This window comes from Anoxybacillus andreesenii (assembly GCF_030813005.1).
Classification (GTDB): domain Bacteria; phylum Bacillota; class Bacilli; order Bacillales; family Cytobacillaceae; genus Robertmurraya; species Robertmurraya andreesenii.
In genome coordinates, this window is record NZ_JAUSTU010000006.1 from 128,449 (window position 1) to 142,776 (window position 14,328).

At 41.3% G+C, this 14,328-nt stretch carries 12 protein-coding genes; 9 read left to right on the plus strand and 3 right to left on the minus strand.

The features are described from left to right. Window positions 1-23 precede the first annotated feature (23 nt). Both J2S07_RS08250 and yugI read left to right on the plus strand, forming a co-directional pair. On the plus strand, window positions 24-998 hold the full coding sequence (locus tag J2S07_RS08250) for a metallophosphoesterase (RefSeq protein WP_307149945.1): 975 nt from the start codon (window positions 24-26) through the stop codon (window positions 996-998). Window positions 999-1,308: 310 nt separating this feature from the next. Further along, window positions 1,309-1,695 (plus strand): S1 domain-containing post-transcriptional regulator GSP13, encoded by a 387-nt coding sequence (yugI, locus tag J2S07_RS08255; protein ID WP_307149946.1) that lies wholly within the window; start codon window positions 1,309-1,311, stop codon window positions 1,693-1,695. Window positions 1,696-1,779: 84 nt separating this feature from the next. Here yugI and J2S07_RS08260 read toward each other — a convergent pair whose 3' ends face one another. Continuing rightward, complete coding sequence (locus J2S07_RS08260) at window positions 1,780-3,162, minus strand: sigma-54 interaction domain-containing protein (RefSeq protein WP_307149947.1); 1,383 nt, start codon at window positions 3,160-3,162, stop codon at window positions 1,780-1,782. Window positions 3,163-3,343: 181 nt separating this feature from the next. On the opposite strand from J2S07_RS08260, the gene pruA reads away from it, so the two are divergent. From pruA to J2S07_RS08280, 4 genes are all read left to right on the plus strand, one after another. Continuing rightward, on the plus strand, window positions 3,344-4,891 hold the full coding sequence (pruA, locus tag J2S07_RS08265; RefSeq protein WP_307149948.1) for an L-glutamate gamma-semialdehyde dehydrogenase: 1,548 nt from the start codon (window positions 3,344-3,346) through the stop codon (window positions 4,889-4,891). Window positions 4,892-4,936: 45 nt separating this feature from the next. Further along, the gene (locus tag J2S07_RS08270) at window positions 4,937-6,136 is read left to right on the plus strand and encodes an ornithine--oxo-acid transaminase (protein WP_307149949.1); all 1,200 of its coding nucleotides are present in this window, start codon (window positions 4,937-4,939) and stop codon (window positions 6,134-6,136) included. Between the two features lie 431 nt (window positions 6,137-6,567). After that, window positions 6,568-7,731: an iron-containing alcohol dehydrogenase gene (locus J2S07_RS08275; protein WP_307149950.1), complete on the plus strand. Its 1,164-nt coding sequence runs from the start codon at window positions 6,568-6,570 to the stop codon at window positions 7,729-7,731. Window positions 7,732-7,876: 145 nt separating this feature from the next. Beyond that, on the plus strand, window positions 7,877-9,223 hold the full coding sequence (locus J2S07_RS08280) for a glucose-6-phosphate isomerase (RefSeq protein ID WP_307149951.1): 1,347 nt from the start codon (window positions 7,877-7,879) through the stop codon (window positions 9,221-9,223). Window positions 9,224-9,343: 120 nt separating this feature from the next. On the opposite strand, the gene J2S07_RS08285 is transcribed toward J2S07_RS08280, so the two are convergent. Then, window positions 9,344-10,345: a potassium channel family protein gene (locus J2S07_RS08285; protein WP_307149952.1), complete on the minus strand. Its 1,002-nt coding sequence runs from the start codon at window positions 10,343-10,345 to the stop codon at window positions 9,344-9,346. A 153-nt stretch (window positions 10,346-10,498) separates the two neighbouring features. Between J2S07_RS08285 and J2S07_RS08290 the strand changes: the two genes are divergently transcribed. Beyond that, complete coding sequence (locus tag J2S07_RS08290; protein WP_307149953.1) at window positions 10,499-10,750, plus strand: sporulation protein; 252 nt, start codon at window positions 10,499-10,501, stop codon at window positions 10,748-10,750. Between the two features lie 160 nt (window positions 10,751-10,910). On the opposite strand, the gene J2S07_RS08295 is transcribed toward J2S07_RS08290, so the two are convergent. Continuing rightward, entirely contained in the window at window positions 10,911-11,675 is a 765-nt protein-coding gene (locus J2S07_RS08295; protein WP_307149954.1) for a TraR/DksA C4-type zinc finger protein, read from the minus strand. A 636-nt stretch (window positions 11,676-12,311) separates the two neighbouring features. Between J2S07_RS08295 and J2S07_RS08300 the strand changes: the two genes are divergently transcribed. After that, window positions 12,312-13,283 (plus strand): ABC transporter ATP-binding protein, encoded by a 972-nt coding sequence (locus J2S07_RS08300; protein WP_307149955.1) that lies wholly within the window; start codon window positions 12,312-12,314, stop codon window positions 13,281-13,283. A 12-nt stretch (window positions 13,284-13,295) separates the two neighbouring features. Next, window positions 13,296-14,309: an ABC transporter ATP-binding protein gene (locus tag J2S07_RS08305; RefSeq protein ID WP_307149956.1), complete on the plus strand. Its 1,014-nt coding sequence runs from the start codon at window positions 13,296-13,298 to the stop codon at window positions 14,307-14,309. Window positions 14,310-14,328: the final 19 nt, after the last annotated feature.

The window sequence follows — 14,328 nt, forward strand, 5'->3', positions numbered from 1 at the left end:
AATCAAGGAGAGAACGTAACATTGTGAAAATTCCAATCAGAAAAAAATTATTCCTTCTCATCGGAATGGTCTTTACCGTTTGTATTATCCTATTAAGCATCTACACCATCCACGACAACAACCGCATCATCACCGTCCAAGAAACCATTTCAATCAATAGTCTGCCGGAAGAATTCGATGGCTTCACGATCCTGCAAATCACGGATCTTCATGAAAGGAAGTTTGGGGATCATCAGGAAAAATTGCTGGAAGCCATTAATTCGGTTGATTATGATGCTATCGTTTTTACTGGAGATTTGCTTGATGATCCGAAAAGTACAAATTATGAACCAGTTTATACATTATTGGAGGGGATCGACAACAAGGAGATTGCCTTTTTTGTTCCTGGGAATACGGATCCGGAAAGCTATATTCTTGGCTCGGATTATCCGAAGGAAAAGGATGATTTTGTTAAGGGATTGGAGGAAAGAGGAGTTCAGCTACTGGATTCCGTCCAAACAGTAAAACGAGATGATGCTGCATTATATTTTACCTATTTTGAGAACTCAATTCGGACCAAAGTTGATCAAGGACGAAGCAAGATTAAAATTGGCCCTAAGCAACAGCAGCTTTTACAAAAATTATCCACATTGAACACCTTGACCGATTCAGACGTCCTGATTGCTCTAAACCACTACCCTATTCCTGATGCAAAAATCGATGATCTAAAGGCTGATGAGAAATATACCTTTCACAACTATGATTTAATTATGGCAGGTCATTACCATGGCGGGCAAATTCGGTTGCCAATCATCGGTGCGCTATTCGTTCCTGATCCATATTACCCTTGGGGCGGTTTATTTCCTCCGCAGGATCGGGTCAAAGGATTGTGGAACTATCAAAGAGTACAGCAATATGTAAGCACCGGCCTTGGGAGCAGTGATGCGATTTTCTTTTTGAAGTTCCGATTCTTGAATCCACCCGAAATAAATATGCTAACTTTAAGAAGTCAAAAATAACTTAAATTAAACGCCTTCATAGACAATCTGAGAAATTTGAAGATTTGAACGGACAGAAGCCAAATTGTGTCTTTTGTCAAACTCTCCTACTTATGATATAATTTTTTATTGCGTATAAAGTGAACTTCCCTTAGTTAAATCATTCTTAAAAATTTGGGGGACAGACGTATAATCGAACGGTGATAAAAGTCTGCCCTATTTTTTTCTCAAGTGTGGTTATGCTCTGTGGGTCCCCTATAAAAGGTTGCAGGGTAATCGCCTAAGGAGTAGGGAAAAGTATAAAAAATAAATCATATTTAGGAGTGTTCTCATGACAGAAAAAATCGAAGTAGGAAGTGTTATTGCAGGAAAGGTGACTGGTATACAGCCTTATGGTGCGTTTGTTGCAATTGGTGAAAATACTCAAGGTCTTGTTCATATTTCTGAAGTGACACATGGCTTTGTTAAGGATATCAATGAGCATTTAAAAGTTGGAGATGAAGTAACAGTTAAGGTGTTATCTATTGATGAGGAAGCAGGAAAAATTGGCCTATCCATTCGTGCGACTCAAGAAGCACCTGTACGTACAGAAGCTCCAAAGGCAAAAAAACCACGCAAGCGTCAAGCAGCAGTAGCATTCAAGCAGGAAGAAACTCCGCAAGGCTTCAATACACTTAAAGATAAGCTTCAAGAATGGATTGAACAATCTCAAAGATAAGAATGGAAAACCGGGTGGAAAATTTGCTGCCCGGTTTTTTCGATCAAAAAGGCTGGAAATACTGCTTTCGCAAAAATCCTCAACTTACCGCAAATCAGCTCGAATATTGTATTTCCGCAAGCGATATTGCAGGTTTTGTCGACTCATTCCTAATGATTTGGCTGTTCTTGTAATATTCCCATCATGCTGCCCCAAGCTTCTTTTCAAAAAAACGATTTCGGCTTCTCGAAGGAAAGCATCAAGTGATTTTCCTTCTTCTTTCGCTGCGCCTAAGTTCATTTCCTCTTTGCGAAATTGCGGCCTTTGTCGCAGATGGATAGGGAGATGGGATGAGGTGATGAACTCCTCTTGGTCAATTAGATTCATTGCTCCTTCAATTATATGCTCTAGCTCCCTAACATTTCCTGGCCAGTCATATTCCATTAATCTTAACATGAGCCCCTTTTCCATTCCTGCAACATTCATCCGAAACAAGTGATTGTATTTTTTTATAAAAAAGTGAATGAGCTCTTCGATATCATCCTTTCTTTCTCGTAAAGGGGGAATGAAGAGCGAAACAACACTTAGTCGATAGAATAGATCCTTTCGCAGTCTTCCAGTAGTAATGGCATCGATCGGGTCCTCGTTAATCGTAGCGATGATGCGTACATCGACAGGGACATCCTTTGTATCCCCAATTCTGCGGACGGTTCTCTCCTGGATGACACGCAAAAGCTTTGCTTGCAGCGAAGAATCAAGCGAATTGATTTCATCAAGGAGCAATGTACCGCCATTGGCCTGTTCAAATAAGCCAGGTCGATCGACTGCGCCTGTAAAAGCCCCTTTTTTGGTTCCGAAGAGGATTCCTTCCATTAATGTATCTGGGATGGCGGCACAATTTTGAGAGAGATAGGGCTTTGAGGAGCGACTGCTGCCGTTGTGAATGCTTTGAGCAAAGAGCTCCTTTCCTGTTCCGGTTTCACCGATAATGAGAATGGAGGAATTGGTCCTTGTCGCTCGCTTACTTGCTTCAATAACCTCTAAGAGTGCATCATTCCGCCCAATGATACTATCAAAGGTATACCTCGTATCTCCTTTTAAGATGTTATCTCGAATCATTTTTTCAATCTTTGTAACATCGCGGGCAATTTCCATCGCCCCGATTAGTGCACCGTCCTTGTCGATCGGGAAGGTATTATTAATTGTCGTAATTTCTTGGCCCCTATTATTAAAATACGATTGGCGCACATTGGAGATTTTTGTTCCTCTTTTCAGTACCCTGAGCAGCGTGCTATCTCCATTTTTATGGAAAGAGAAGACCTCGCGAATGTTTTTTCCAAGAACATCCTCTATCTTCATCTCCTCAATTTCACCCATTTTTCGATTATAAAAAATCGTCATTCCATTGGAGTCGACGACATGTACACCAACATCGATCGAATCAAGGATTTTTTCAAATATGATATCCTTTAGATTATTAGCTTCCATAATATCTCCCTACTTTCATTCTCCATTTTAGCTAGTGCAAGGTTTTTTTGCAAAAGATTGCCTAGAAGGGCAAAATTATTTTGCTCTATTAAACAAAAATACCATCTACAACAGCCTTTTGAAATTGGCATAATTCTTGCATATCTAATCAATGAATGATTTTAAAAAAGGGGGATAAAACATGGTACAGCCATATAAGCATGAACCGTTTACCGATTTTTCGGTAGAAAAGGAAAGAGAAGGCTATCTTCAAGCCTTGAATACAGTCGAGGGCTATTTAGGTCAGGATTATGATTTGGTCATTGGGGGAGAGCGAATCTCAACCGAGGACAAAATCATTTCTATTAATCCAGCAAACAAAGAGGAAATCATCGGTCGTGTGTCAAAGGCAAACAAGGAGCTTGCAGAGAAAGCGATGCAGGCTGCGGTGAAAGCGTTTCAATCATGGAGAAAGGCGAAGCCTGAAATGCGTGCGGATGTCCTGTTCAAAGCAGCTGCCATTATTCGTCGTCGCAAGCATGAGTTCTCTGCTCTATTGACGAAGGAAGCGGGTAAGCCGTGGAGAGAAGCGGATGCGGATACAGCTGAAGCGATTGACTTCCTCGAATACTATGCACGACAAATGCTTCGAATCAAAGACGGTGTTCCAGTCAACAGCCGTCCCAATGAATATAACCGTTATGACTATATTCCGCTCGGTGTTGGCGTAATTATTTCGCCGTGGAACTTCCCATTGGCGATCATGGCAGGAACGACGGTGGCGGCAATTGTATCAGGGAATACGGTACTTTTGAAGCCGGCATCGACAACTCCAGTCGTAGCGGCAAAATTTGTCGAAGTGATGGAGGAGGCAGGCTTACCTGCTGGCGTACTGAACTTTGTGCCAGGAAGTGGGGCTGAGGTTGGAGACTATTTAGTGGACCATAAGGATACTCGCTTTATTAGCTTCACAGGCTCCCGTGACGTTGGTCTTAGAATTTACGAACGGGCTTCGAAACTAAATGACGGCCAAATCTGGTTGAAGCGTGTCATTGCGGAGATGGGTGGTAAGGACACGATTGTGGTGGACAAGGAAGCCGATCTTGAGCTTGCGGCGCAATCGATCGTTGCCTCTGCTTTTGGATTCTCCGGACAGAAATGTTCTGCTTGTTCCCGTGCGGTTGTCGTAGAGGATGTATATGATCAGGTTCTTAACCGTGTGGTTGAGCTAACTAATGCGTTAACACAAGGAAACCCAGTGGATCAAAACAATTACATGGGACCTGTCATCGACCAAGCAGCTTTTGATAAAATCATGAGCTACATCGAAATTGGCAAAGAGGAAGGTCGTCTCATGGCAGGTGGAGAAGGAGACAGCTCGACTGGTTTCTTCATCAAGCCAACGGTATTTGCAGATCTAGATCCGGAAGCACGCTTAATGAAGGAAGAAATCTTCGGACCTGTCGTCGCTTTTGCGAAAGCAAAGGATTTCGATGAGGCGATTGACATTGCCAATAATACGGAATACGGTCTAACAGGTGCTGTGATCACGACAAACCGCGAGCATATCCAAAAGGCTCGTGAAGACTTCCATGTCGGAAACCTTTACTTCAACCGTGGCTGTACTGGAGCGATTGTTGGCTATCAGCCGTTTGGTGGCTTCAATATGTCAGGGACCGACTCCAAGGCTGGCGGTCCAGACTACCTGCTTCTTCATATGCAGGCAAAGACAACATCAGAAATGTATTGAACTTGTAGAAGAAAGTGATATATAGAAGAAAAGGAGTGCCAGCATATGACAGTTACAAACAAAACAGAGTCTATTATTGAACAAACCAATCGATACGGAGCCAACAACTACCATCCTCTACCGATTGTTATTTCTAAAGCAGAGGGAGTTTGGGTGGAGGACCCGGAAGGCAATAAATATATGGATATGCTCAGTGCATACTCTGCGGTAAACCAAGGCCATCGTCACCCGAAAATTATCGAGGCACTTAAGGAGCAAGCAGATAAGGTAACGTTAACCTCACGTGCGTTTCACAATGATCAGCTTGGCCCTTGGTACGAAATGATCTGTAAGCTCACCGATAAAGATATGGCTCTCCCGATGAATACAGGTGCGGAGGCAGTTGAAACCGCGCTTAAGGCAGCACGTAGATGGGCATATGATGTAAAAGGAGTGGCCGATAATCAGGCAGAAATTATCGCTTGTATCGGAAATTTCCACGGTCGCACAATGACAGCTGTTTCCTTATCCTCGGATGAAGAATATAAGCGTGGCTTTGGACCGATGCTCCCGGGGATTAAGCTCATTCCTTACGGCGACTTAGATGCTCTAAAGGCTGCGATTACGCCAAACACAGCGGCATTTCTAATTGAGCCAATTCAAGGAGAAGCGGGGATTGTGATCCCTCCTGAGGGCTTCCTAAAGGCTGCTTATCAATTATGTAAAGAAAACAACGTTCTATTTATCGCAGATGAAATCCAAGCTGGGTTAGCTCGAACTGGGAAAATGTTCGCCTGTGAATGGGAGAATGTCACCCCTGATATGTACATTTTGGGTAAAGCGCTGGGTGGAGGAGTATTTCCGATTTCTTGCGTAGTTGCGGATAAGGACATTCTTGGGGTCTTTAACCCAGGCTCCCACGGTTCGACATTTGGTGGAAATCCGATGGCCTGCGCCGTTTCCATTGCATCAATCAATGTTCTAGTAGAAGAAAAATTGGCTGAACGTTCCCTTCGTCTAGGGGAATACTTCAAAGCGAAGCTCAAGGAAATCAATAATTCAATCATTAAAGAGGTTCGTGGCCGTGGACTATTCATCGGTGTCGAGTTACATGAAGCAGCACGTCCATATTGTGAAAAGCTAAAAGATGAAGGCTTACTTTGTAAGGAAACCCATGATACGGTCATCCGCTTCGCACCACCACTTGTGATTAGTGAAGAGGATTTAGACTGGGCGATTGAACGAATCAAGAAAATATTAAGCTAGTCTTAGATAATGTTAATTGTAGCCTTATACGTGTACGTGAACGGGTTTTATTCAGTATGAATAACTTAGAGAACGTACACGTATAAGGCGGTATATAGAACAACAACAACATATAATAGGCCCTATCTTTTAAAAATCCTTGCCGAAGTGCAAGGATTTTTTGCGTATTATATTATTTGCCATTCGAAAATAGATAAATGATAATAAAAGTGTTAGGCTCTTTTCTCAAACATTGTTGTTTTTGAATAACAAATAATTGGAGGAAACGATGTTTGATGCAGTCTATCTGTAGAAACAACGGAGAAAAGTGCTGCTCAATCTTTGCGTATCGCACACCTAGTATGAAACGGAATGGCCGGTATTAAGGACATTCCAGAACCACAATCCGTGCGAAAACAGCCAAGTGTTAATTAAAGAAGGGAGGAAACATCATGAAAAATTTTACATACTGGAATCCGACTAAATTAATTTTTGGAAAAGGACAATTAGAACAGCTGAAAACAGAAGTGCCAGCATACGGCAAAAAGGTTCTTCTCGTTTATGGGGGCGGAAGTATTAAGAAAAGCGGCCTTTACGATAAGGTTGTTCAAATTTTAAAAGAAATAGATGTAGAATTATATGAGCTATCTGGAGTGGAACCAAATCCAAGAATATCGACTGTACGCAAAGGTGTTGAAATTTGTAAATCCAACGGAGTCGAATTCATATTGGCAGTTGGTGGAGGAAGTGTGATTGACTGTACGAAAGCGATTGCTGCTGGTGCGAAATACGACGGGGATGCTTGGGATTTAGTGATAAAAAAGGCTTTTGCTAAGGAAGCACTTCCATTTGGAACGGTATTGACACTTGCGGCAACAGGGTCAGAAATGAATTCGGGCTCTGTCATTACAAATTGGGAGACAAATGAAAAGTACGGCTGGGGAAGCCCGGCAACCTTCCCGAGATTTTCGATTTTGGACCCAGTCAATACATATACAGTGCCGAGAAATCAAACGGTTTATGGAATTGTTGACATGATGTCCCATGTATTCGAGCACTACTTCCATTTAGAGGAGAATACATTGCTTCAGGATCGGATGTGTGAATCGCTTCTTATCACAGTGATGGAAACTGCGCCGAAGCTTTTGAATGACTTAGAGAGCTACGAGGATCGTGCCACCATTCTGTACAATGGAACGATGGCTTTGAATGGTATGTTGTCAATGGGATATCAGGGCGATTGGGCAACACATAATATTGAGCATGCGGTTTCTGCTGTCTATGATATTCCCCATGGCGGAGGACTTGCCATCCTGTTCCCAAACTGGATGAAGCATAATCTTCACGTCAAGCCAGAACGCTTCAAGCAGCTGGCAGTTCGGGTGTTTGGCGTCAACCCTGAGGGCAAGACAGCCGAAGAAGCAGGATTAGAAGGAATCGAAAAGCTTCGCGAATTCTGGAGTAGTATCGGCGCGCCAGCACGATTAGCAGACTACGACATTGATGACAGCAAACTTGAAATAATGGCAGACAAAGCGATGATAAATGGAGAATTTGGTCGCTTTAAGAAATTGAATCGTGAGGATGTACTGGCGATTTACAAAGCTTCCTTATAAACAACTCTAAAATTCAAAGCGAGACGAAAAAAATCCAGCATGAATGGATAGGCTTATATAGAAGGCTTTTTTCACAAGAACGGCATTAGGACCATAAAAAAGTTATGAAAACAGCCAAATATTAAATTTTTGGACGGAGGCCATTATGTCACAAATTCATTTTGATTATACAAAGGCTCTTAGTTTTTTTGGTGAACATGAGCTTGAATATTTACGTGATTTGGTTAAAGTTGCCCACCACTCCCTTCACGAGAAAACAGGGGCTGGGAATGATTTTTTAGGTTGGATTGATTTACCGGTGGAATATGACAAAGAGGAATTTTTCCGAATTCAAAAGTCAGCCGAAAAAATAAAGAATGATTCGGAGATCTTGCTCGTCATCGGAATTGGTGGCTCTTACTTGGGAGCACGTGCTGCTATCGATGTGCTCAATCACAGCTTTTATAATGCTCTTAGTAAAGAAAAACGAAAAACTCCACAGATCATTTTTGTTGGCAATAATATTAGCTCCACTTATATGAAGGATGTCATGGATGTAATAGAAGGAAGAGATTTTTCCATCAATGTTATTTCGAAGTCAGGAACGACGACAGAGCCTGCCATTGCTTTTCGAATTTTCCGGAAGCTCCTTGAAGAAAAATACGGAGTGGCAGAAGCACGAAAGCGAATCTATGCGACGACAGATAAGGCAAGAGGTGCCCTTAAGACTCTTGCAAACGAGGAAGGCTATGAGTCTTTTGTAATCCCAGATGATGTAGGCGGTCGCTACTCGGTGCTAACGGCGGTCGGACTCCTACCTATTGCTGTGAGTGGGGCGGACATTGAGGCTATGATGAAAGGTGCGGCAGATGCCAGAGAGGAATACAGTGCCTCTGAACTTGAAGAGAACCAAGCGTATCAATATGCGGCCGTTCGTAATATTCTTTATAACAAAGGGAAAACGATTGAAATGCTCATCAATTATGAGCCTTCCCTACAATATTTTTCAGAATGGTGGAAACAGCTTTTCGGAGAGAGTGAAGGAAAGGATCAGAAGGGGATTTACCCATCCTCTGCTAATTTCTCCACCGATCTACATTCCTTAGGTCAATATGTGCAGGAGGGCAGAAGGGATCTATTTGAAACGATTGTGAAAGTGGAGACACCACGTCATGAACTGACCATCGAAGAGGCGGAGAGTGATTTGGATGGGCTCGACTATCTCGCTGGAAAAACCGTTGATTATGTCAATAATAAAGCCTTTGAAGGAACGCTCCTTGCCCATACAGACGGAGGAGTACCGAACTTGGTCGTAACCGTACCAAAGCTTGATGAATACACCTTTGGCTACCTGGTTTACTTTTTTGAAAAGGCCTGCGCTATGAGCGGATATCTACTAGGAGTGAACCCATTTGATCAGCCTGGTGTCGAGGCATACAAGGTCAATATGTTTGCTTTACTTGGAAAACCTGGCTTCGAGGAAAAGAAAGCAGAGCTGGAAAAGAGATTATAAAAGGCAAGTCCCCCTTGGAAAAGCTAAGGGGGACTTTGTCTTAGATTAGGATGCTCCCTTTCCAAAAAATTATAAGAATATGGGAAAAGGTATTGGTATTTGCGCCAGAGAACCCCTTCTTTAGCTGTTCTCTGTCTTGCTGATGACAAGAAGAATATCCTCTTCCTTAATAATAAAAGGGTGTGGTGGGTTTACGATTGTGTCCACTCCCCTTTTTATCCCAAATAAAAGAGATCCTTCTTCTATAAGGAGCTTATTTGTGTCGATGAAGCTCTTTCCAATAAAGGAGATTGAAGAACGGAAAACAAATCGGCTTCCGTTGAACTGTTCAAGGAGGGATACAAGAGGCTCAGCCATCCTTGTTGCAGATAGACAATTCATCATGATGGATGCGGAAATAAGGTTGGATTGGATAATCTCATCGGCCCCTGCTCTCTGCGCATTAGGCACCTGTTCATTTGTAAGCATTTCTACTACACAGATTGCATGGGGATTAAGGCCTTTTATCGCTAGCAAGGCTAAGATTGAGTTCATATCTGCTTGCAGTTCATCGAGATTTTGATCCGCTGTAATGATGACTTTTTTTGCTTCATAAATATTTGCCTTCATTAAGGTTTCATCTATATGGGCTCTGCCTTTAATAAAATGAACACGATAGTCTGAAAATGGATTACTCTCCAAACTCTGATCGATCAGAATAACAGGTGCATGATATAAGCTCTTTAGAATTTTTTCCGTGATAACCCTTGAGCGTTCATTCCAGCCAACAATAACAAAATGATCCTTTCCCTTAAACATGACTTTCCCTTCTAATATATCCGTTTGTTTTTTTACAGTGGTTGAAGCCAATGTGACGAAATAGGTGGATACAAAACCAGCTCCTAGTAGTACCAGGAGCATTCCGAGCAATTTCCCAAGCGTGGTCTTCGGTACGATATCACCATAGCCTACAGTGGAAACTGTAATAATCGCCCACCATATTCCTTCAAATGGGCTTGTGAATGTTTCAGGTTCTACGATATAAATAAGAAATCCAAAGGTGAAAATAATTAATAAGGCGATAATAAGGATTCGAAAAAAGAGTGGTAGCCTGACAAAATTTAAGTACAAATGGGGTGGCACAGCCCATCACCTCGGTGGTTAACTTCCTCATCATTGTGACCACTTTTTTCTGTTGATAAACGAGGGTAACAAAAAACTGCAGGTTATAATCGCCTTAAATAAGCACATTCTACAATAGAGATATACTCTCAAAATAGAAGGGATGGATATGGATTGAATCAACCATTAGGGTATTTGAAGGAAATATTATCAAATTACACTGATCGCTCAGATACTGCTGAAGAGATCTATTCAATCATAAGGGAGTTTGATTTTACCACAGAGGAATCATTTGTGAGAAAGCTGTCAGCTCATCAAATTGATTTTTTAAATAAGATTCTTCCTGACGAAATTAATCATGCGAAGGAATCTCACGATAATGAGCGGGAAAATCAGTTAAATGAGGTATACGAATTGCTTTTTTAATGAAAAGCTATGTTAGTCTTCAGTGTTGATTTCAGCCTTATACATGTACGTGAACGGGTTTTATTCGGTACGAATAACTTAGTGAACGTATATGTATAAGGCGATATTAAGATCAACAATCAAATATGACACAGCCTTAATGAAAAAGAGGACAATGGAATTAATCCTTGTCCTCTTTATCCTCTACATAGGGCTCATGCTCAAATGCGGGGAGGTCGCCAAAGGTTGTCATAATTCCCTCTTCGTCTAAGACCTCCTCATAGCGCTCATGCTGGGCATTTGGATAGATTGTAATGTTCTTTCCTTCCATATCGACGCCGACGAAATTCTCATAATCCTCTACATAGCCAACATTTTCATCGGATTCGATATAGACTTCGTCGTAGTTATCGGGTACATCAACGAGATCAGATGGGGATTCCGACGTGCCCCAGCTGGCAACCTCTTGCCATGAATCCTCCGCATCAAAGGAGACTGACTCATGCTGTTCGTCCATATCAAATTTTCCGAACGGGGGCATTAAGACCCCTTCCTCTAATGGTCGCTCATGGGAGGTCACTTGATCGGGTGAATGTTCAATACAATATGTGGTGTTAGGCAATGCCTCTAATCGTTCGAGAGGGATTTCTTTTCCGCATACTTCACATCTTCCGTACGTACCGTCTTCGATAGCCTGTAATGCTTTATTGATGTCATTCAGTTCGTCCTGGTAATGCTCGTTCAAGGCAATATCCTTTCCTCTTTCAAATAGCTCAGTCCCTTCGTCTGCAGGGTGATTGTCATAAGAAGACAATTCCCCCGTTGATTCATGGGAATGTCCAGATGTTAAGCCAAAATGGTCATTTACGTCATATCTATCCTCTATATCTTCTTTTTGTTGCTCCAGTTTTCGTTTGAAATCTAAAATTTGGTCTCTTGATAGCACAGCTAACAATCCTTTCGAACTAATCTATTGCCTTCATAGTATTATTCATTGTTGTGATCTTCATACAAAGGAAAGTCGAGTAGAAGAGAAGCATACAATAGTAAATTGAGCTAAAAAATTATTAGAAAACAGGGAAGTTAGGGTTGATTTAATAAGGAGAAATAACATTGAGAAAAAAAGTTTCAATTGTTACAAAGATGAATTTTTATGAATACAAATGTATTTTTAGGAGGTTAATAGATAAATAATGATTTTTTGAATGAGAATCTATTAAGTGTAAATATTATGTCAAAATTAGACGAATTTATGGGAAGATTCATTATAGAACTAGTAAATAAAATGATTTTTCTGTTAATTTATTATTCTAAAAAAGTTCTGGAAACTATTTCAAAACTATTTCTTTCGTCCCTCTTAATAATAAAAATTCCTTCGGAAGTCGAAATTAAATTGAAAATTATAACAACTTCAATTTTTCCCTATATTGCAAAAATTTGAACCTGATAGTATACTTTTGCTAACAAATTATTATTTGAGTTCATATTTATGATTTTTAACGGTTTTGTTAAAAATCATTTTTTCACAATTCTAATCCATGACTAACAACAAGTATGTGGATACAAAGCTGAGGTGCAGTGAATGACACAAAAAACATTATTAGATGTGAAGGGACTAAAAACATACTTCTATTTAGAAGGGAAAAAAGTGGCAAAAGCCGTAGATGGTGTAGATTTCTCCGTCAATCCAGGTGAGACAGTCGCCCTTGTCGGCGAATCTGGTAGTGGGAAAAGCATTACCTCTCTATCGATCATGAAGCTAATTAATAAACCAGGAAAAATAGAGAACGGACAAATTCTCTTTGACGGAAAAGACCTCGTTGGTTTAACGGATAAACAAATGACAAATATTCGTGGCAGAGAGATCGGGATGATCTTCCAGGAACCGATGACGGCATTAAATCCAGTGTTTACCATTGGGAATCAAATAAAAGAAACACTCATTCGACATAAGAAAATTTCAAAAGCAGAGGCAGAAAGAAAAGCAATAGAATTGCTCAAACTTGTTGGTTTCCCAAGAGCAGAAGAAACGATGAAGGAATATCCACATCAGCTTTCAGGTGGAATGAGACAAAGAGCAATGATTGCCATTGCGATTTCATGTGACCCAAAACTATTAATTGCAGATGAACCAACAACTGCTCTCGACGTGACTATTCAAGCACAGATTCTCGACTTAATGGACGAGATGAAGAAGAAATTCAACATGGCCGTTCTCCTTATTACCCATGATTTGGGCGTTGTCGCTGAATATGCCGATAAGGTAATGGTTATGTACGGTGGACAAATTGTGGAGGAAACGAAGGTAGAGGAACTGTTCTTAAATCCGAAGCATCCTTATACAACTGGATTACTTGAGAGCTTACCAAGTCTAGAAAAAGAGGTTGATAGATTAGGTGCGATCAAGGGGATGGTTCCAGCAGCACATAGCTTTCCAGTGGGCTGTCGCTTTTCCGATCGCTGTCCACATGCCATGGACAAATGTCGTGAGAAGAATCCGGAATTAAGAGAAGTAGAGCCAGGGCATAAAGTTCGATGCTATCTGTATGAATGAGGGGGCTAACTAGTGTCAGTAGTAGAAAGAGAACTAGAAAAAAAGACAGATCAGGATTATATACTAGAAGCAAAAAATATAAAGAAATACTTTCCTATTAAGGGAGGCGTCCTGAAGCGTACTCTTGGGCATGTCAAGGCCGTTGATGACGTAAGCCTAAGCGTGATAAGAGGGGAGACATTAGGGGTTGTAGGTGAATCTGGCTCAGGAAAATCAACATTGGGCCGTGTGATTCTGCGTCTAATGGAGCCCACTGAAGGGCAGATTCTGTTTGAAAATGAAGATATCACGAGCTTTTCTAATCGACAGCTACGTCCATATCGACGTGATATGCAAATCGTGTTTCAAGACCCATTTGCCTCTCTAAATCCAAAAATGAATGTTCAGGAATTAATTGAGGAGCCACTTCTTGTACAAACATCACTAAAAAAGTCGGAACGTCGAGATAAAGCAATTGCCTTGCTAGAAAAAGTTGGTCTAAGACCAGATGCCCGCCTCAAATACCCACATGAATTTTCGGGTGGGCAAAGACAGCGGATAAGCATTGCAAGAGCACTCGCTTTGAATCCGAAATTTGTTGTATGTGATGAACCTGTATCCGCACTTGATGTGTCCATTCAGGCCCAGGTTCTTAATTTGATGGCAGACCTGCAGGATGAATTTAATTTAACGTATTTATTTATTGCTCACGACCTAAGTGTAGTCAAACACATTAGTGATCGAGTAGCAGTTATGTATCTAGGAAGGATTGCAGAAATCGCACCGAAGAAAAATCTCTACGAAACTCCATTGCATCCATATACTGAAGCCCTATTATCTGCAGTCCCATCTACAGATGTGGTGAATAAACGCGAAAAAATCATCTTAAAAGGGGATTTGCCAAGTCCATCAAACCCTCCATCAGGTTGTGCTTTTCGAACTCGCTGTCCAAAGGCCCATGAGCGTTGTTCAATTGATCGACCAGATCTCATCCATGTAGGTGAAGGACATTATGTTGCATGTCATTTATATGATAAGCAAAATTAGTGACCAAAACAGCCTGCTG

What these genes read in the sequence shown, in the direction of transcription:
- yugI (WP_307149946.1), top strand. Translation starts at nt 1,309, where the DNA reads ATGACAGAAAAAATCGAAGTAGGAAGTGTTATTGCAGGAAAGGTGACT.
- J2S07_RS08260 (WP_307149947.1), bottom strand. Translation starts at nt 3,162, where the DNA reads ATGGAAGCTAATAATCTAAAGGATATCATATTTGAAAAAATCCTTGAT.
- pruA (WP_307149948.1), top strand. Translation starts at nt 3,344, where the DNA reads ATGGTACAGCCATATAAGCATGAACCGTTTACCGATTTTTCGGTAGAA.
- J2S07_RS08270 (WP_307149949.1), top strand. Translation starts at nt 4,937, where the DNA reads ATGACAGTTACAAACAAAACAGAGTCTATTATTGAACAAACCAATCGA.
- J2S07_RS08275 (WP_307149950.1), top strand. Translation starts at nt 6,568, where the DNA reads ATGAAAAATTTTACATACTGGAATCCGACTAAATTAATTTTTGGAAAA.
- J2S07_RS08280 (WP_307149951.1), top strand. Translation starts at nt 7,877, where the DNA reads ATGTCACAAATTCATTTTGATTATACAAAGGCTCTTAGTTTTTTTGGT.
- J2S07_RS08300 (WP_307149955.1), top strand. Translation starts at nt 12,312, where the DNA reads ATGACACAAAAAACATTATTAGATGTGAAGGGACTAAAAACATACTTC.